This window comes from Pseudomonas sp. 8 R 14, from assembly GCF_900005955.1.
GTDB classification, from domain to species: Bacteria; Pseudomonadota; Gammaproteobacteria; order Pseudomonadales; family Pseudomonadaceae; genus Aquipseudomonas; species Aquipseudomonas marginalis.
Genome location: NZ_CVTH01000087.1, coordinates 186,922 through 203,423 on the forward strand (window position 1 = coordinate 186,922; position 16,502 = coordinate 203,423).

The following is a 16,502-nucleotide window of genomic DNA, read 5'->3' on the forward strand; positions in this document are numbered from 1 at the left end:
GGCGCGTTGTGCCGCCCGGCGGGTCAGGGCGCGTGCGCCTCGGCGTCAGCCATTTTTACGATAACAACAAGAGAATCGTCCTATGCTCGCTTTCCTTGGCTTGGCCATGGTGGTCGTATTCACCTATCTCATCATGACAAAGCGTTTGTCGCCCATCGTCGCGCTCACCGTGGTTCCCATCGTCTTCGCGGTGATCGGCGGCTTTGGCGGCACCACCGGCAAGATGATGCTCGACGGCCTGAAAATGGTCGCCCCGTCTGCCGCGTTGCTGCTGTTTGCGATCCTGTTCTTCGGCCTGATGATCGACGCAGGCCTGTTCGACCCGCTGATCCGCAAAATCCTGAAGAGGGTCAATGGCGACCCGATGAAGATCGCCGTGGGCACGGCCCTGCTGTCGTTGCTGGTAGCGCTCGACGGCGACGGCACAACGACCTACATGATCACCTGCGCCGCAATGCTGCCGCTGTATAAACGCATCGGCATGAACCCGATGATCCTGGCGACCCTCTCCATGCTGTCGCTGAGCATCATGAGTGGCATGACTCCCTGGGGCGGCCCTGCGACACGGGCTATTGCCGCGCTGGGCCTGGATGCCGGCGAGTACTTCGTGCCGTTGCTGCCGACCATGATCGGCGGTGCCCTGTGGGTGATCTTCACGGCCTTCATACTGGGTCGCGCAGAGCGCAAGCGTATCGGCAACGTGCAACTGCAAAGCGGCGGCGGCGATTGCTACATCGATGCGATTCTCGAGGACACGCCCCACAAACGTCCGAAGCTGGCCTATGTCAATCTGGTGCTGGTGATCGCGGTGATGGTGGCACTGGTGATGGGGCTGATGCATTCCGCGATCCTGTTCCTGATCGGCTTCGTGCTCGCGCTGATGATCAACTACCCGCAATTGGACATTCAGAAAGAACGCATCCTGGCGCACTCGGGCAACGCCATGACCGTGGTGTTGCTGGTATTTGCCGCCGGGATCTTTGCCGGGATCTTTTCCGGTACAAAGATGGTGGATGCCCTGGCACAGACCCTTGTCGACTGGATCCCGCCATCCTGGGGCCACCTGTTTCCGTTGGTGGTTGCGATCACCAGCATGCCGCTGACCTTTGTACTGTCCAATGACGCCTACTATTTTGGCGTGGTGCCGATCCTGGCCAATGCCGCCGCCGCTTATGGCATCGACCCGGTCGAAATCGCCCGCGCCTCGATCCTGGGCCAGCCTGTTCACCTCATGAGTCCGCTGGTGGCCTCGACCCTGTTGCTGGTGGGCATGGTCGATCGCGATATCGGCGACTTCCAGAAGGCCACCGTCAAATGGGCCGTGCTGACTTCCCTGGTCGTTACCGCCCTGGCCTTGTTGACCGGGGCCATCAGCCTGTTCACCTGATCCACCCATAACCCCTGCTGCCTTCCAGCGCGCGTCACTCACGAGGCGCGTGCCGACCTGTACCCCAAATAACAACAACGAGTCATTTGCCATGAACCCTATGTATACCCGTCGAGCTTTGTTTTGCGCGTTAGGCCTGGTACCCGTCGCGGCGGCCAACGCCGAAGGTTTTATTGATGACAGCAAGCTCAAGCTGCAACTGCGCAATGTGTATTTCAACGAGAACTTTCGCGACGAGCACGGCTTGAGTGCGCGGGCCGCCAGAACGGCAAAAAGCGAACGCACCGAGTGGGCCCAGGGATTTCTGCTGGACTATCAGTCCGGATTTACTGCGGGCCCCCTCGGCTTCGGCGTGGACGCCCTGGGGCTCTATGGGGTAAAGCTCGATTCAGGGCGCGGGCGCAGTGGCACCGGGCTCATGCCGGTGCATGATGACGGGCGGGCGGCCGGCGAGTTTGCCAGCGCCGGCGCTACGGCAAAAGCCAGGTTCGCCAAAACCACTGTCAAGTACGGCACCTTGCTGCCCAAGACGCCGGTGTTGATTTACAACGATGCGCGCTTGTTGCCCCAGACCTACCAGGGCACCCAGGTCAGCAGCAGCGACATCGAGAACCTGACCGTGACCGGCGGGCATCTGGACCGTTTCAAACTGCGCGACTCCACCAACAGCGTGCCGATCGTGCCTGATGGCTACAGCGGGGAAAAATCCGGAGATTTCAACTACGCCGGGGCTGAGTACAAATGGGGCAAAAACCTGCGCTTGAGTTATTTCTACGGGGAACTCGAGCACTTCTACCGACAGAACTTCGCTGGCATCCAGCATGACCTGCCGCTGGCCGGCGGCGTGCTGACCAGCGACCTGCGCTACTTCAACAGCGTTGATAGCGGCTCGGCCTACGCAGGCAAAATCGACAATGACATGTTCAGCGGCCAGTTGTCCTACGTGATCTCAGGCCATACCCTCGGTGGCGGCTACCAGGCCCTTCGCGGTGATGCCGGATTACCCTACATCAGCGGCGCGACCGTCTACTCGTTCAGTAATGCCGGCATCGGCAAATTCATTGAGGAGGACGAGAAGACCTGGATGCTCAACTATGGCTACAACTTCGCCGCCGTCGGCGTGCCCGGCCTGACCTTCTCAACGCGCTACCTGAGCGGCAATGACGGCAAGTCCACCACCACAGTCAAGGAATGGGAGCGGGATACCGAGCTGGCTTACGTTGTGCAAGCCGGCACGTTCAAGGGCCTGGGCGTACGCATGCGCAACTATGTCTACCGCTCTGAGTTCTCCCGCGGCCGCGACAGTAATCGCCTCTACCTCACCTATGACATTGCCCTTTGGTAAGTCGACGATCGCGGCCCTTGCGGCCGCTTTCCTACAGATTCAGGTGAGGAACCCCACGCATGCTGTTTAAAAACAAAGTACTGATGCTGGTGCTGACTCCGGTGGTGCTGTTGTCCACGGTGCTGGCGCTGACAACGAGCACCACCTTGCTGTCGAGCGCCGAGCAGGAAGTCACGGCGACCCGGAAACGCCTGCTGGATGAAAGCCGGGAACGCTTGAAAGACTACGCCAACCTTGCCCGAACCTCGGTAGCGGAGCTGTATGCGCAGGCCGAGACGGGGGACACCGCAACGCGTGCGCTGGCGATCGCGCGACTGTCGAAAATGAAGTATGGGGACGACGGCTATTTTATCGGTTACGACAGTCAGGTCGTGCGCCTGTTTCGTGGTGACAGCAGTGAAGGCGTCGGCACCAACATGAGTGACCGCAAAGACAAGAACGGGATTTACCTGAATCGGGAAATGGTTGCCGCAGCGAAGAACGACAGCCACTTCGTCAACTATTCGGGGGCCCTGATCAATACGGATAAAGTCGCTCCCAAGCTGGCTTACAGCTTTTACCTGCCAGCTTGGGACATGGTCGTGGTCACCGCGATCAATCTCGACCGAATCGAAAGCCAGGTTGCCCAAGTACGAGGGGAAATCCATCAGCGTGTGCGCAGCCTGGTCTACGGGATAACCGTCATTGCCTTGATTGCGCTCGGGATCACCGGTGTGCTCGCAGTGTTAATGGTTAAAAGCAGCCTGCGTCCCCTGTCGCGGATTCGCGAGCACCTCGATGAGATCGCCGCGGGCGAAGGCGATCTGACACGGCGCTTACCCATCAGCCGCGACGAGTTCGGCCAGGTGGCCGTGTCGTTCAATGCCTTCGCCGATAAGATTCATGGGCTGGTCGGCCAGATCGTCGGCATGGCCAGAGAATTGAATACATCCGTGACCCAGGTGGCCGAACAGAGCAAATGCATCGATCAGGTCATGGAACAGCAACGCCAGGAAACCGATCAAGTCGCTGCAGCAATCAATCAGATGTCATCTGCGGCGCAAGAGGTCGCCAACAGTGCCCAGAGCGCTTCAGAGGCAGCGGGCGAAACCGATGTGCAGGCCCAGCACGCCAGGCAGGTCGTCAATGAAAGCATCACCCGGTTGGGAAGCCTGACCGAGGACCTGTCCGCGGGAGGCGCCTCGCTGAAAAGCCTGCAAGGCGATGTAGCAGGCATTGTCACGGTGCTGGATGTAATCCGCTCGATCGCCGAGCAAACCAACCTTCTCGCACTCAACGCCGCGATCGAAGCCGCCCGGGCCGGGGATGCAGGTCGCGGATTTGCCGTGGTTGCCGACGAAGTACGCGCGCTGGCAAGCCGGACGCAACTCAGCACCCAGGAAATTCAAGCGATGATCGAGCGCCTTGACCAGGCCACCACCAAGGTCGTCACTGCAATGAGTCACTCCGGCGCAGCAGGTCATGGCGCCAGCCTGCACGCTGGACAAGCCGGGCAGTCGCTGGGCAAGGCGGTCGAGTTGATCGTTACCATCAACACCATGAACGCGCACATCGCCAGCGCCGCGCAAGAGCAGACGTCGGTTGCAGAGGCCATCAATCGCAGCGTCCACCAGATAGCCCGCGCGATTGAAAACGTCGCAGACCAGACCCAAAGCGGCGTACACACGGTCGATGAGCTGTACGCCATCGGTCATCGCCTGGAAGGCCTGTTGAGGCAATTCAAGATTTAACCACTGTGTTTTCTGTGCGCCGGGCGTTGAGGCACTAACTGCGGCGCTCAAAGCGCGGAATCGGCAACCCCAGGCTTTCGCGCAAGGTCGTCCCTTCATACGCTTTGCGATACACGCCACGCGCCTGCAATAACGGTATGACGTCTTGGGTAAAACGCTTGAATTGCTCGGGGTGCCCGATGTAGATGTTGAAGCCATCCACGGCGCGGGCCTCGAACCAGTCGGCCATTTTCTGCGCGACCGTGTCAGCAGTGCCCACGAATGCGCCGGGACGCAGTTGGCGACCAAACTCTACGGCCTGGCGCAACGTGAAACCTTTCTCGCGAGCCTGATCGGCAATCCGTTTGGCTGCGGTAAAAAAGCTGCTGCGCGCAGACTCGAGGCTTGCCTGGGGAAACGGCGCATCGAGGTCGTACTGGCTGAAATCATGCCAGCCAAAGTTACGTCCAAATTCCTTCAGTGCGAGTTCAAAGCTGTGGTCGACCTGATGGTAGTGCTGCTCGATTTCACGGGCGTGCTCATCCGTGTCGCCGACGTAAATTTCAGCGCCAGGCATGACCAGTATCTGCTCCGGGTCGCGCCCCCTTTGTGCTGCCCTGCCCTTTATATCGCGGTAGAAAGCCTGGCCCTGCTCGATACTGGCGGCATGGGTAAAGATCACATCGGCGGTGGCGGCACCCAGCTCGCGCCCCTGCGGCGAATCACCGGCCTGGAATATCACCGGCTGGCCTTGGGGTGAGCGTTGGATGTTCAGCGGGCCGACCACCGAAAAGTGCTCGCCCTGGTGATTCAGGCGATGCAGTTTGCTCGGGTCGAGAAACTGCCCGGTCGCCCGGTCGCGCACGAAGGCATCTTCCTCGTAGGAGTTCCACAAGCCCTGCACAACCTGGACGTGTTCAGCCGCTCGGCCGTAGCGCGTGTCGTAATCGTAGTGTTCGTCCCGGCTGTAGTTGCCTGCCGTGCCGGCATCGCCGCTGGTCACCACGTTCCATCCCGCACGACCTTTGCTGATCAGGTCCAGTGAAGCCAGGCGCCGCGCAACATTGTAGGGCGAGTTGTAAGAGGTGGTCAGCGTACCGACCAAGCCTATATGGCGTGTGCTCACAGCCAGTGCCGAGAGCAGCGTCAGCGGTTCCAGCCGATTCAGATAATGGGAGGGCGACCCCGGTGTGATGAACTGGCTGTCGACGATAAACATCAAGTCGAACAACGCCGCCTCGGCCTGACGCGCAATATCGATGTACCAATCGACGTTGACGCTGGCGTCGGCCGGTAATTGAGGATCGAGCCACAGGTTATGGCGACCCGGCCCGCCACTGCCCATCGTCAAGGCACCCAGTTTGAGCTGTCTGTTGGTCATGTCCAGAGTATTCCTTGACGCCTCACGGCTGGTTATCAGCGACGGCTGGCTGCAAGGACGCCGCGAATGACTGATCGAACAGATTGGCTGCCGGGTACGGTTTGACCAGCCCTTGGCCAGCAAAAAAGTCCACGGTTTTTTGCGCCTCTGCTGGCGACTGGGCAGTCACCGGCTCGACGGTGGTGCGCGCGCGGGCAAACCAGGCGCGCGCTATACCGGCGTCCGCACGCGTACGCCTGGCCCACGCATCGGCATAGGCGTCGGTGTTGGCCGGGGTTTGGCGAGCCCAGTCACGCGCCTTTTTCAGGCGCAGGAGAAAATCGCTGATCTGCACACGCTTGGCTTCGACGGCACGGGCGTTGGCTGCAATGAAGCTCTGGGCCGGAATCAATCCGTCAGCCGTCGCGAGCACCCGCGCACCTTGGCGTTCCTGCTGCGTAACGTAAGGTTCCCAGGTGGCGATAACGTCCACCGAACCGCCTTCCAACGCATGGGAGGCGTCCAGCGCGCTGAGGTAGCGCAACTCCAGTGAGTCTCGTGGCACGCCGGCTTTATCCAGCGCAGTCAACAGCAGTTGCTGGCTCCAGGAGCCTTTCCAGATGGCCGCACGTTTGCCCGCGAGATCCGCAAGGCTCCTGATCGGCGAATCCTTTTTCACCAGAATGGCCACGCCGTCGAGATTTTGCCGACTGACCGCAATCACTTTGATGGGCGCGCCTAATGCGCCCAGGAACAGCACGGGCGCATCACCCAGCAAGCCAATGTCCAGGCTGCCGACGTTGAGTGCTTCGGCAACCGGCGACCCGGCAGTGAACTGCTTCCATTCAAGGGTATAGGGCAGGTTTTCAAGCACCCCCGCCGCTTCCATCGCGGCCTGGGCGTTGTAGCTTTGGTCGCCCACCACCAGCGTTTGCGCATTCGCGGTCAGGCACAGCAATACGGCCGCCAACCCGGCCGCCAGTCTCGTCAGGTAACGCACGTTCGTCTCCAGATGCCTTGTCAGGCCGTTCAAGTCGATCCGCGCGTACGGTCTCGATAGTGTTCACAGGAATAATCTGCCCACACCATAAGGACCGGATCGGCCGCTGTAAACTTCTTATAATGCATAACGTAATTCTATAATAATGCGAAATAAGCATTTTAAGGCCGGCATGCACCATCTGTTTCCAGCATACCCCATGCTCAAACGTCATAATCCCCGACCCGCCTGCATGGTAATCTCGCGCGACCACGAATAGACATAGATCGTCACGTGACGATGACCAGAGCCAGGAAAGAACATGCCCAAAAAATCTCATTCGACGCTGCGCCGCAACTTCCGCGAATTGCTGGCCAAGCCGAGCTGCGTTGAAACCGCTTCCGTATTCGACCCCATGTCCGCCCGTATCGCGGCAGACCTGGGGTTTGAGGTGGGTATCCTGGGAGGGTCAGTCGCGTCGTTGCAGGTATTGGCGGCGCCCGATTTTGCCTTGATCACGCTGAGTGAGTTCGTCGAGCAGGCCACCCGTATCGGCCGCGTCGCCCAGTTGCCTTTTATTGCCGATGCCGACCACGGTTACGGCAATGCACTCAACGTGATGCGCACCGTCGAAGAGCTTGAGCGCGCCGGCGTCGCGGCATTGACGATTGAAGACACGCTGCTGCCTGCACAATTCGGGCGTAAATCCACCGACCTGATTTCCATCCAGGAAGGCATCGGCAAGGTCCGCGCCGCCCTGGAAGCCCGTGTCGATCCTGAACTGTCGATCATCGCCCGGACCAACGCCGGCGTGTTGTCCACCGAAGCGGTGATCGAGCGCACCCGGGCTTATCAGAAAGCCGGTGCCGACGGCATCTGCATGGTGGGTGTCAGCGACTTCGAGCACCTGGAGAAGATCGCGGAAAACCTCACCGTGCCGCTGATGCTGGTGACCTACGGCAATCCCAAGCTCAACGACGCCCAGCGTTTGGCGGATTTGGGCGTGCGCGTGGTGGTTGCCGGCCATGGCGCGTACTTTGCGGCGATCAAGGCTACTTACGACAGCCTCCGTGCCCAGCGCCAGCTGACCCACAGCACCTCGAACCTCAGTGCGACGGAACTGACCCATACCTACACGCTGCCTGAAAGTTACGTGGCGTGGGCCAAGGAGTTCATGGACGTGGAAGAGTAATAACTGCGTGGAGTAAGGGGCCAATTACTCCAGCGCCCTCGCCCTTGTTAGTTCAACTTAAAAACTCCCCATGGAAAAAAATCCGCCGTAGCAACTACGGCGGCAACCAAAGGGTATTGTCGAAGCAGAGCGGCTAAGACAGTCCCCACGCTACACCTCCCGCCGATTAAAAATAGTGAAGTTTAATTAATCGAGTTTCATCCCCGGCACACCTGCAGGCCGCGCAAAATCTGCCTGGAGTCAGCTTCGGCAAACCCGTCGAAGACAATAAGAAACCGTAACGCCTCACTTTAAAATTCTGCCCATACAAGCGTGTACGCCTGCCAGACAGTGCGGCGTTTCTGTGCGCGTTCATTATTCCGGGGAAGTTAATAACATGATTAAACAGTGGAGCCTGTTGGCGCTGGCGGTGTGCGCCAGTATCAGCCCCGTGGCGTTTGCCGAGTCCGTCACGGACCAAGCCGATGCCAAGGGTTTTATCGACGGCAGCAGCGTCACCGGCTTGTTGCGCAACTATTACTTCGACCGCGACCGTGCGAGCGGCAAGGCCGACAACCGCGACTGGGCCCAGGGCGCCATGCTCAACTACGCCTCGGGCTTCACCCAGGGCACCCTCGGCTTTGGCGTGGATGCCTACGCCTACGGCGCGCTGAAACTCGACGCTACCCACGCGGACGCCGGCACCGGCGACCTGCCGACCGATCGGCACGGCGATCCCGAGAATGCCTACGGTTCCGTCGGTGCTGCGGTGAAACTCAAAATTTCCAAGACCCAGTTGAAGTTCGGTGACATGCAGCCCACCGCGCCGGTCTTCGCCACCGGCGGCACCCGCCTGCTGCCGCAGACCGCCACCGGCTTTGATCTCACCAGCAGCGAAATCAGCGGACTGGACCTGGAAGCCGGGCACTTCACCAGCACCAACAGCGGCATGACCAGCAACCATGACCACGATATTTACGCCACCTACGCCAACGTGGCGGCCAACAGCGCGAGCTTTGTCGGCGGCAAATACACCTTCACCCCGTCACTGAGCGCGACACTGTATGCCGGCGAACTGGAAGACATCTGGCGCCAGTACTACACCAACCTCAACTACGTCATCGCCCTTCCCCATGACCAATCCCTGGCCCTGGACGGCAACCTGTACCGCACCCTCGACACCGGCGCCGCCAAGGCCGGCGCGATCAACGACACCACCTACTCGGTGGCGGCGGCCTATTCGTTCCTGCAGGCGCACACGCTGACGCTGTCGTTCCAGAAGGTGCACGGCGACACGCCCTTTGACTACATCGGCACCGGTAACAACGGCGCGGGTGAAGGTGGCGATTCGGTGTTCCTGGCCAACTCGGTGCAGTGGGGCGACTTCAACGGGCCGGGCGAGCAGTCGTGGGGGATTCGTTATGACTTGAACATGGCCAGTTATGGCGTGCCGGGGTTGAGTTTCATGAGCCGTTATATCAACGGTTCGGACATCAACGGCACCCACACCCCGGTCAACAGCGCCTATGCCGGCGATTACGGTGCCGACGGCGCCCATCACGAGACGGACGTGGAGGCCAAATATGTGATCCAGAGTGGCCCGGCAAAAAACCTGTCGTTGCGCGTGCGTGATGCCATCGTGGCGTCCAACGCCGACCAGCGCGATGGTGACTTGAATGAGCTACGGGTGATCGTCGACTACCCGTTCACCTTGCTGTAAAGGGAGCTTTGTCAGGAGAGGGAATGGCTCCCTCTCCACGCCTAAAACGCGATCAGCCTACCCAGCCGACGGCAGTTTTCGGAATCACTTCCGACTCATCCAGTTTCGACGCAAACATACTCACAGCCTGCACCGCATCACTGGTGCTGGTGCGAATCTGCAAAATCACCGAACCCGCCTGGTCCGCCAGGTTCACACCGCGTTGCGCGCCCTCTTGGGTGGAGCTCATGCTGGCCACCGCGTCGCGGGTTTCCGACAGGATCATGCCAATCATCTCGGCGATTTCCGCGGTAGAGCGGCTGGTACGCCCCGCCAACTGCCTGACCTCATCGGCCACCACGGCAAAACCACGCCCTTGGTCGCCCGCACGGGCAGCCTCGATGGCCGCGTTGAGGGCCAACAGGTTGGTTTGGTCGGCGATGCCTCGAATGGTATTGACGATGGCGGTAATTTGCTCGGAGCGCTCGCCCAATTGCCCGACCAGACGCGCCGATGCGCCGATGTTCTCGGCGATCCGGCGCATCTCTGTCGCCGTATCCTGGATCACCTGGGTACCGTGCTCGGCAAACCGCTCGGTCTCGGAGGAAATATGGTAGGCCCGGGAGGCGCCGCGTGAGTCTTCCTCGAACTTTTCCACGCGTTCAGTGATGTCACTGGCAAACTTGACGATCTTGATCAGCGTGCCGTCGCCGTCGTAGACCGGGTTGTAACTGGCCTCCAGCCACGCGACACGGCCATGCTTGCCTAGACGTTTGAATTGCCCGGTGAAAAATTCACCGTTGTTCAAGCGTCGCCAGAAGTCGGTGTACTCGCTGCTGTTGATCAGGCTGGGTTCGCAAAACAGGCGGTGGTGCTTGCCTTTGATTTCGGCCAGCGTATAGCCCATGACGTGCAGAAAGTTCTCGTTGGCGTCCAGCACCTGACCGTTCAAGTCGAACTCGATCACTGCCATTGCCCGATCCACTGCGGCCAGTTTGCTGCGGGTCGCCGCCTCCTGTTCGACTTTGGCGGTGACATCCAGGGCGTACTTGACCACTTTCAGCACTTGGCCACGCTCATCCAGCACCGGGTTGTAGCTGGCTTCCAGCCAGACGGTCTTGCCGTGGGCATCCACGCGCTTGAAGGTGCCCGATACGAACTTACCGGACTTGAGCTCACCCCAGAACTGGCTGTAGGCGGGGCTGTTGGTCAGCGCCGGCAAGCAAAAGTCCCGGTGGGATTTGCTCGCCAATTGGTCGCGACTGTAGCCCAGGGTTTTCAGGAAGTTATCGTTGGCACGCAGGACCTTGCCGTTGAGGTCGAATTCGACTACCGCCATGGAGCGTTCCAGGGCGCTGATCAGTCCTTTGTACTCGGTGACTTCGGCCGTCCTGGCCGCCAGTTCGGTTTTGAGTGTTGTATTGAACATGACGAGCCCTCAGCCGTGCGGAAAAACCTGTGTCTTGACTCGCTATCGGCTGGGAAATACGCGACTTTAAGGGGCGCAGCAGGATTATTTTCTGGCGTCAAATTATTGCTTGAGCCCGCAGGATTCAAGGCTTTGCGGCAAGCGAAGCCAAGCGCTCCCGCATACCGGTACTGGCCGCCGGGCCGGCCTGCAACACACAGTCCTCCAACGGCACGATGTGTCCCTCTGCACTCGCCAACATCGGCTGCACCGGCCGCCCGGTGTCCCGCTCGACCAACTCGACACTGGTGCCTTCTTCGGCGTAATGCCGGTTGCCCCACGCCACCAGCGACATCAGCACCATGCGGAAATCCTCGCCCTTGGCGGTCGGCACATATTCATAGCGCGGCGGCCGCTCACTGTAGGCCCTGCGCTCCAGCATCCCCGCCTCCACCAACGCTGTCAGGCGGCGCGTGAGCATGTTCGGCGCGATGCCCAGGCTGCGCGAAAACTCATCGAAGCGGCGCAACCCCTGCAACGCGTCGCGCATGATCAGGATGCTCCACCACTCCCCTACCCGTTCGAGGCTGCGGGCGATGGGGCATTCGTCGCGGGTCAGGGACTTGCGTTGCATAAAGGTTCCTAGGGGCCGGTGCAAAGTTGTGTGACGCCATGTTACTTTCATCATGATAGTGACGTCCATAGAGTCTGAACCCTCAATGCAACCGGAGTCGATTGATCATGAGTAAACGTATCGTTGTGACAGGCATGGGTGCGCTGACACCGTTGGGCGCTGACGTGGAGTCAACCTGGAAACGCCTGTTGAACGGGCAGTCGGGCATTCGTCGCCTGCCTGAAGAACTGATCGGCGACCTGGCTATCAGCATCGGCGGCCAAGTGCAGAGCGTGCTGCAGGACCCCGAAGCCGGGTTCGATCCTGATCGCCTGCTGGCCGCAAAAGAGCAGCGCAAGATGGACCGTTTCATCCTGTTCGCCCTGGCGGCGGCCGACGAAGCCCTGAAGCAGGCCGGCTGGGCCCCGAACACCGTGCAGCAGCAGGAACGCACCGCCACCATCATCGCCTCGGGCGTCGGCGGTTTTCCGGCCATCGCCGAGGCGGTACGTACCACCGACAGCAAGGGGCCGCGACGCTTGTCGCCGTTCACCATTCCATCGTTCCTGAGCAACATGGCCGCCGGGCATGTGTCGATCAACTATGGCTTGAAAGGCCCGCTGGGAGCGCCGGTCACGGCCTGTGCGGCGGGGGTGCAGGCGATTGGCGACGCTGCGCGGATGATCCGTGCCGGTGAAGTGGACGTGGCGGTGTGCGGTGGCGCCGAAGCGGCGATCCACCGCGTCAGCCTGGGCGGCTTTGCGGCGGCGCGGGCGTTGTCCAGCGACTTCAACGACGCCCCCGAGCGCGCCTCGCGCCCGTTCGATCAGGCGCGTGACGGCTTTGTCATGGGCGAAGGCGCCGGCATCCTGGTCATCGAGGAACTGCAACACGCCCTTGCACGCGGTGCCCAGCCGATTGCCGAGCTGGTGGGCTATGGCACCAGTGCCGATGCCTACCACATGACCGCCGGCCCGGAAGACGGCGACGGTGCGCGCCGGGCGATGACGCAGGCGTTGCGTCAGGCGGGGATCGAGGCGTCCGCGGTGCAGTACCTGAATGCCCACGCCACCTCGACGCCGGTGGGCGACAAAGGCGAATTGGCAGCCATCAGGACCGTATTCGGTGTGGGTGGCCACCTGGCGATCAGCTCGACCAAGTCCGCCACCGGCCATTTGCTGGGCGCCGCGGGCGGCATTGAGGCGATCTTCACCGTACTTGCCCTGCGCGATCAGGTCGCACCGGTGACCCTCAACCTGGAACACCCGGATGACCTGGCCGAGGGCCTGGACATGGTGCGCGGTGACGCGCGGCCGATGGCGATTGAATACGCGCTGTCTAACGGCTTCGGGTTTGGTGGCGTGAATGCCAGCGTGTTGTTCCGCCGCTGGGTATAAGCCAGCGGTTTGCCCCTGGGATTGTTTTCGGGGACCATGGCGCCTTTCCGTTACTGCCAACCAGAGGCGCCCATGGCCAACCACGACCTGTCCTACACCCCCGATCCGGATGCCGACTCGATTTCTTCCGACGTTGTCGGTTTCAACGGCATCCTGGTCTCCACCCAGATCCCGACCCGCGCCGACGGCAGCCTGGAACTGGGCGATATCACCCTGCAAAGCGAATGCACCCTGCAAGCGCTGAAAGTCGCACTGGAAAAGGCCGGCAGCTCCATGGACCGGGTCATGCACCTGACCATTTATCTGACCGATATGGCCGACCGCGCCGCCTTCAATGAGGTCTACAAACGCTTTTTTGCCAAGCCATGGCCCGTGCGTGCGGCGGTTGGCGTGGCTGCGCTGGCGGTAGACGGCATGCGCGTGGAAGTCACCGCGATGGCCGCTCAAGCCTGAAGTAATGCCGGTCAGGCATTTCACAGCTACAATGCGCGCCTCAACCGTGACAAGCCTGACTAAAAAAACTATGTCCTTGCCCAAGCATCACCTGGAATTGCTCAGCCCTGCCCGCGATGTCGCCATCGCGCGCGAGGCCATCCTGCATGGCGCCGACGCCATCTACATTGGCGGCCCGAGCTTCGGCGCGCGCCATAACGCGTGCAACGAGGTGAGCGATATCGCCCAACTGGTGGAATTCGCCCGTCGTTACCACGCCCGCGTGTTCACGACTATCAACACCATCCTGCATGACAACGAACTCGAAGCCGCGCGCAAGCTGATCCATCAGCTCTACGACGCCGGTGTCGACGCGCTGATCGTGCAGGACCTGGGCGTGATGGAGCTGGATATCCCACCCATAGAGCTGCACGCCAGCACCCAGACCGACATCCGCACCCTGGGCCGCGCCAAGTTCCTCGACCAGGCCGGGTTCTCGCAGTTGGTGTTGGCCCGCGAGCTGAACCTGCAGGAAATCCGCGCCATCGCCGACGAGACCGATGCCGCCATCGAGTTCTTTATCCACGGCGCCCTGTGCGTGGCGTTCTCCGGGCAGTGCAATATCTCCCACGCGCAAAATGGCCGCAGCGCCAACCGTGGCGACTGCTCCCAGGCGTGCCGCCTGCCGTATACCTTGAAAGACGACCAGGGCCGCGTCGTGGCCTTTGAAAAGCACCTGCTGTCGATGAAAGACAACAACCAGAGCGCCAACCTGCGCGCGCTGGTGGAAGCCGGCGTGCGTTCGTTCAAGATCGAAGGCCGCTACAAGGACATGGGCTATGTGAAGAACATCACCGCCTATTACCGCCAGCGCCTCGACGAAATCCTCGAAGACCGTCCGGACCTCGCCCGCGCGTCCAGCGGCCGTACCGCGCACTTCTTCCTGCCCGACCCGGAAAAAACCTTCCACCGTGGCAGCACCGACTACTTTGTCAGCGACCGCAAGATCGACATCGGCGCCTTCGACACCCCGACCTTCACCGGTTTGCCGGTGGGTGTGGTGGAAAAAGCCGGCAAGCGTGACCTGCAAGTGATCACCCATGAGCCGCTGTCCAACGGCGACGGCCTCAATGTGCTGGTCAAGCGCGAAGTGGTGGGTTTCCGCGCCAACATCGCCGAGCCCAAGGGCGAGTTCGAGGAGGACGGCGAGAAGCGCTACCGCTACCGCGTCGAGCCGAATGAAATGCCGGCCGGCCTGCATCAGTTGCGCCCGAACCACCCGCTGAACCGCAACCTCGACCACAACTGGCAGCAGGCGTTGCTCAAGACTTCGGCCGAACGCCGTATCGGCCTGTCATGGGTCGCGCGTTTGCGTGAAGAGCAGTTGGACGTCACCGCGACCAGCGAAGAAGGCATCTGCGCCAGCGTCACCCTGCCCGGCCCGTTCGGCGTGGCCAACAAGCCGGAACAGGCGCTGGACACCCTGCGCGACCTGCTTGGCCAACTCGGTACCACCGAGTATCACGCCACCCGTATCGAACTGGATGCACCGCAGGCGTTCTTCATTCCCAACTCGCAGCTCAAGGCATTGCGCCGCGAAGTGATCGAAGCCCTGACCGCCGCCCGTGTTGCCGCCCACCCCCGTGGCGGGCGCAAGGCCGAAACCACGCCGCCGCCGGTGTACCCGGAAGCGCACCTGTCGTTCCTGGCCAATGTCTACAACCAGAAAGCCCGCGACTTCTACCACCGTCACGGGGTGAAGCTGATCGACGCAGCCTTTGAAGCCCATGAAGAGAAAGGCGAAGTGCCGGTGATGATCACCAAGCACTGCCTGCGTTTCTCCTTCAACCTGTGCCCTAAACAAGCCAAGGGTGTGACAGGGGTGAAGACCAAGGTCGCGCCGATGCAGTTGATTCACGGCGATGAAGTGCTGACGTTGAAGTTCGACTGCAAACCCTGCGAAATGCACGTGGTGGGCAAGATCAAGGGGCATATCCTTGGGTTGCCACAGCCGGGCAGTGTGGTGGAGCATTTCAACCCGGAAAATATCATCTTTCAGGGCACGCACTGACCCTGTGGGAGCGGGGCCACCACCAGCCCCGCTGCAACCCCGCCGCCGCCAGCAGGATCGTCGCCACCCCCAGCCATTGCAGCCAACCCAGGCGATGCCCGAAGGCAATCCAATCGACGAAGATCGCCGCAATCGGGTAGATAAACGACAGTGCGCCGGTGATGGCGGTGGGCAGTTTCTGGATCGCGCCATACAGCAACACGTACATCAAGCCGGTGTGCACCACGCCGAGCGTGACCAATGCCGCCCAGGCGTTGGTGGTGGCAGGCAAGCTGTTCCAAGGCACCAAGGGCGCCAGTAACACTGCGCCGGTGGTCACCTGGATCAACGCCATCAAATGCGGTGGTACGTCCTTCAAACGCTTGATGATCAGTGCGGCAATCGCGTACAGCAATGCCGCGCCCAGTGCCAGGGCAATGCCTGCAAGGTAATCGTCGCCGGTTGGCTGATCGCCATGGGCCGTGACAATCGCCAGCATTCCCAGGAACGCCAGGCTCAGCCACGCCAGTTTCTGCACGGTGATTTTTTCCCCAAGGAACAGCGCCGCCAGCATCACCAACATGAACGGCTGCACGTTGTACACCGCGGTGCTGATGGCGATGGACGCACGGGAATAGGACTCGAACAGCAGCAACCAGTTGCCGACAATTGCCACGCCACTGAGCATCGCCAGGCCGAACGAGGCCCAACTGAGCAGGTCCAGGCGCAGGTAACCCAGCCGCGCGCACACCAGCAACAAGGTCAGCCCACCGATCACGCAGCGCCAGAACACCACTTCGAGCACCGACACGCCGGACACCAGCACAAACCAGCCGATGGTGCCCGAGATCAGCATGGCGGCGATCATTTCCCACGAACCGCGACGGATGGATGAACCCATGATTGATGCTCCTCAAGTGAGGCTCAATTATGGCAATCTGCTTGTGCGCGG

General features: G+C 61.0%; 13 protein-coding genes and 2 pseudogenes. 9 read left to right on the top strand and 6 right to left on the bottom strand.

The window, feature by feature from the left end; genetic code table 11:
• Positions 1 to 82 precede the first annotated feature (82 nt).
• The 4 genes and pseudogenes from BFQ01_RS26435 (at position 83) to BFQ01_RS33505 (ending at position 4,462) form a co-directional block, all read left to right on the top strand.
• A complete protein-coding gene (locus BFQ01_RS26435; RefSeq protein WP_065927555.1) occupies positions 83 to 1,387 on the top strand; it encodes a CitMHS family transporter in 1,305 nt (434 codons plus the stop codon).
• A gap of 100 nt (positions 1,388 to 1,487) precedes the next feature.
• Positions 1,488 to 2,732, top strand: a complete 1,245-nt coding sequence (locus tag BFQ01_RS26440) for an OprD family porin (protein WP_370671278.1) — start codon at positions 1,488 to 1,490, stop codon at positions 2,730 to 2,732.
• 83 nt (positions 2,733 to 2,815) lie between these two features.
• Positions 2,816 to 3,604, top strand: a pseudogene (locus tag BFQ01_RS33500) (cache domain-containing protein); the annotation flags it as partial.
• A 102-nt stretch (positions 3,605 to 3,706) separates the two neighbouring features.
• A complete protein-coding gene (locus BFQ01_RS33505; protein WP_370671279.1) occupies positions 3,707 to 4,462 on the top strand; it encodes a methyl-accepting chemotaxis protein in 756 nt (251 codons plus the stop codon).
• 34 nt (positions 4,463 to 4,496) lie between these two features.
• Here the strand turns inward: BFQ01_RS33505 and BFQ01_RS26450 are convergent, their stop codons facing one another.
• Together BFQ01_RS26450 and BFQ01_RS26455 are read right to left on the bottom strand one after the other, a co-directional pair.
• The gene (locus BFQ01_RS26450) at positions 4,497 to 5,822 is read right to left on the bottom strand and encodes an LLM class flavin-dependent oxidoreductase (RefSeq protein WP_065927558.1); all 1,326 of its coding nucleotides are present in this window, start codon (positions 5,820 to 5,822) and stop codon (positions 4,497 to 4,499) included.
• 22 nt (positions 5,823 to 5,844) lie between these two features.
• The gene (locus tag BFQ01_RS26455; protein WP_065927559.1) at positions 5,845 to 6,801 is read right to left on the bottom strand and encodes an ABC transporter substrate-binding protein; all 957 of its coding nucleotides are present in this window, start codon (positions 6,799 to 6,801) and stop codon (positions 5,845 to 5,847) included.
• Positions 6,802 to 7,102: 301 nt separating this feature from the next.
• On the opposite strand from BFQ01_RS26455, the gene BFQ01_RS26460 reads away from it, so the two are divergent.
• Positions 7,103 to 7,972: an isocitrate lyase/PEP mutase family protein gene (locus tag BFQ01_RS26460; protein WP_065927560.1), complete on the top strand. Its 870-nt coding sequence runs from the start codon at positions 7,103 to 7,105 to the stop codon at positions 7,970 to 7,972.
• A 376-nt stretch (positions 7,973 to 8,348) separates the two neighbouring features.
• Positions 8,349 to 9,671, top strand: a complete 1,323-nt coding sequence (locus tag BFQ01_RS26465; protein WP_065927561.1) for an OprD family porin — start codon at positions 8,349 to 8,351, stop codon at positions 9,669 to 9,671.
• A 52-nt stretch (positions 9,672 to 9,723) separates the two neighbouring features.
• Here the strand turns inward: BFQ01_RS26465 and BFQ01_RS33510 are convergent, their stop codons facing one another.
• The 3 genes and pseudogenes from BFQ01_RS33510 to BFQ01_RS26475 all read right to left on the bottom strand — a co-directional run bounded on the left by BFQ01_RS33510 (position 9,724) and on the right by BFQ01_RS26475 (position 11,692).
• Complete coding sequence (locus BFQ01_RS33510; RefSeq protein ID WP_249226984.1) at positions 9,724 to 10,308, bottom strand: methyl-accepting chemotaxis protein; 585 nt, start codon at positions 10,306 to 10,308, stop codon at positions 9,724 to 9,726.
• Positions 10,309 to 10,311: 3 nt separating this feature from the next.
• Positions 10,312 to 11,079 (bottom strand): annotated as a pseudogene (locus tag BFQ01_RS33515) (PAS domain-containing protein); the annotation flags it as partial.
• 124 nt (positions 11,080 to 11,203) lie between these two features.
• Positions 11,204 to 11,692: a winged helix-turn-helix transcriptional regulator gene (locus BFQ01_RS26475; RefSeq protein ID WP_065927563.1), complete on the bottom strand. Its 489-nt coding sequence runs from the start codon at positions 11,690 to 11,692 to the stop codon at positions 11,204 to 11,206.
• Positions 11,693 to 11,799: 107 nt separating this feature from the next.
• Here BFQ01_RS26475 and fabF point away from each other — a divergent pair, with 107 nt between their 5' ends.
• The 3 genes from fabF to BFQ01_RS26490 all read left to right on the top strand — a co-directional run bounded on the left by fabF (position 11,800) and on the right by BFQ01_RS26490 (position 15,571).
• Entirely contained in the window at positions 11,800 to 13,068 is a 1,269-nt protein-coding gene (fabF, locus tag BFQ01_RS26480; RefSeq protein ID WP_065927564.1) for a beta-ketoacyl-ACP synthase II, read from the top strand.
• Between the two features lie 72 nt (positions 13,069 to 13,140).
• Positions 13,141 to 13,521 carry a RidA family protein gene (locus BFQ01_RS26485; protein WP_027605818.1) on the top strand — a complete coding sequence of 127 codons (381 nt, stop codon included), beginning with the start codon at positions 13,141 to 13,143 and terminating at the stop codon, positions 13,519 to 13,521.
• A 70-nt stretch (positions 13,522 to 13,591) separates the two neighbouring features.
• Positions 13,592 to 15,571 (top strand): peptidase U32 family protein, encoded by a 1,980-nt coding sequence (locus tag BFQ01_RS26490; protein ID WP_065927565.1) that lies wholly within the window; start codon positions 13,592 to 13,594, stop codon positions 15,569 to 15,571.
• Here the strand turns inward: BFQ01_RS26490 and BFQ01_RS26495 are convergent.
• Positions 15,549 to 16,451 (bottom strand): DMT family transporter, encoded by a 903-nt coding sequence (locus tag BFQ01_RS26495; protein ID WP_065927566.1) that lies wholly within the window; start codon positions 16,449 to 16,451, stop codon positions 15,549 to 15,551. The genes BFQ01_RS26490 and BFQ01_RS26495 overlap by 23 nt on opposite strands.
• Positions 16,452 to 16,502 lie beyond the last annotated feature (51 nt).

Coding starts and splice junctions, on each gene's coding strand:
- BFQ01_RS26435 (WP_065927555.1), top strand. CDS start 83: ATGCTCGCTTTCCTTGGCTTGGCCATGGTGGTCGTATTCACCTATCTC.
- BFQ01_RS26440 (WP_370671278.1), top strand. CDS start 1,488: ATGTATACCCGTCGAGCTTTGTTTTGCGCGTTAGGCCTGGTACCCGTC.
- BFQ01_RS33505 (WP_370671279.1), top strand. CDS start 3,707: ATGGAACAGCAACGCCAGGAAACCGATCAAGTCGCTGCAGCAATCAAT.
- BFQ01_RS26450 (WP_065927558.1), bottom strand. CDS start 5,822: ATGACCAACAGACAGCTCAAACTGGGTGCCTTGACGATGGGCAGTGGC.
- BFQ01_RS26460 (WP_065927560.1), top strand. CDS start 7,103: ATGCCCAAAAAATCTCATTCGACGCTGCGCCGCAACTTCCGCGAATTG.
- BFQ01_RS26465 (WP_065927561.1), top strand. CDS start 8,349: ATGATTAAACAGTGGAGCCTGTTGGCGCTGGCGGTGTGCGCCAGTATC.
- BFQ01_RS26475 (WP_065927563.1), bottom strand. CDS start 11,692: ATGCAACGCAAGTCCCTGACCCGCGACGAATGCCCCATCGCCCGCAGC.
- fabF (WP_065927564.1), top strand. CDS start 11,800: ATGAGTAAACGTATCGTTGTGACAGGCATGGGTGCGCTGACACCGTTG.
- BFQ01_RS26485 (WP_027605818.1), top strand. CDS start 13,141: ATGGCCAACCACGACCTGTCCTACACCCCCGATCCGGATGCCGACTCG.
- BFQ01_RS26490 (WP_065927565.1), top strand. CDS start 13,592: ATGTCCTTGCCCAAGCATCACCTGGAATTGCTCAGCCCTGCCCGCGAT.
- BFQ01_RS26495 (WP_065927566.1), bottom strand. CDS start 16,451: ATGGGTTCATCCATCCGTCGCGGTTCGTGGGAAATGATCGCCGCCATG.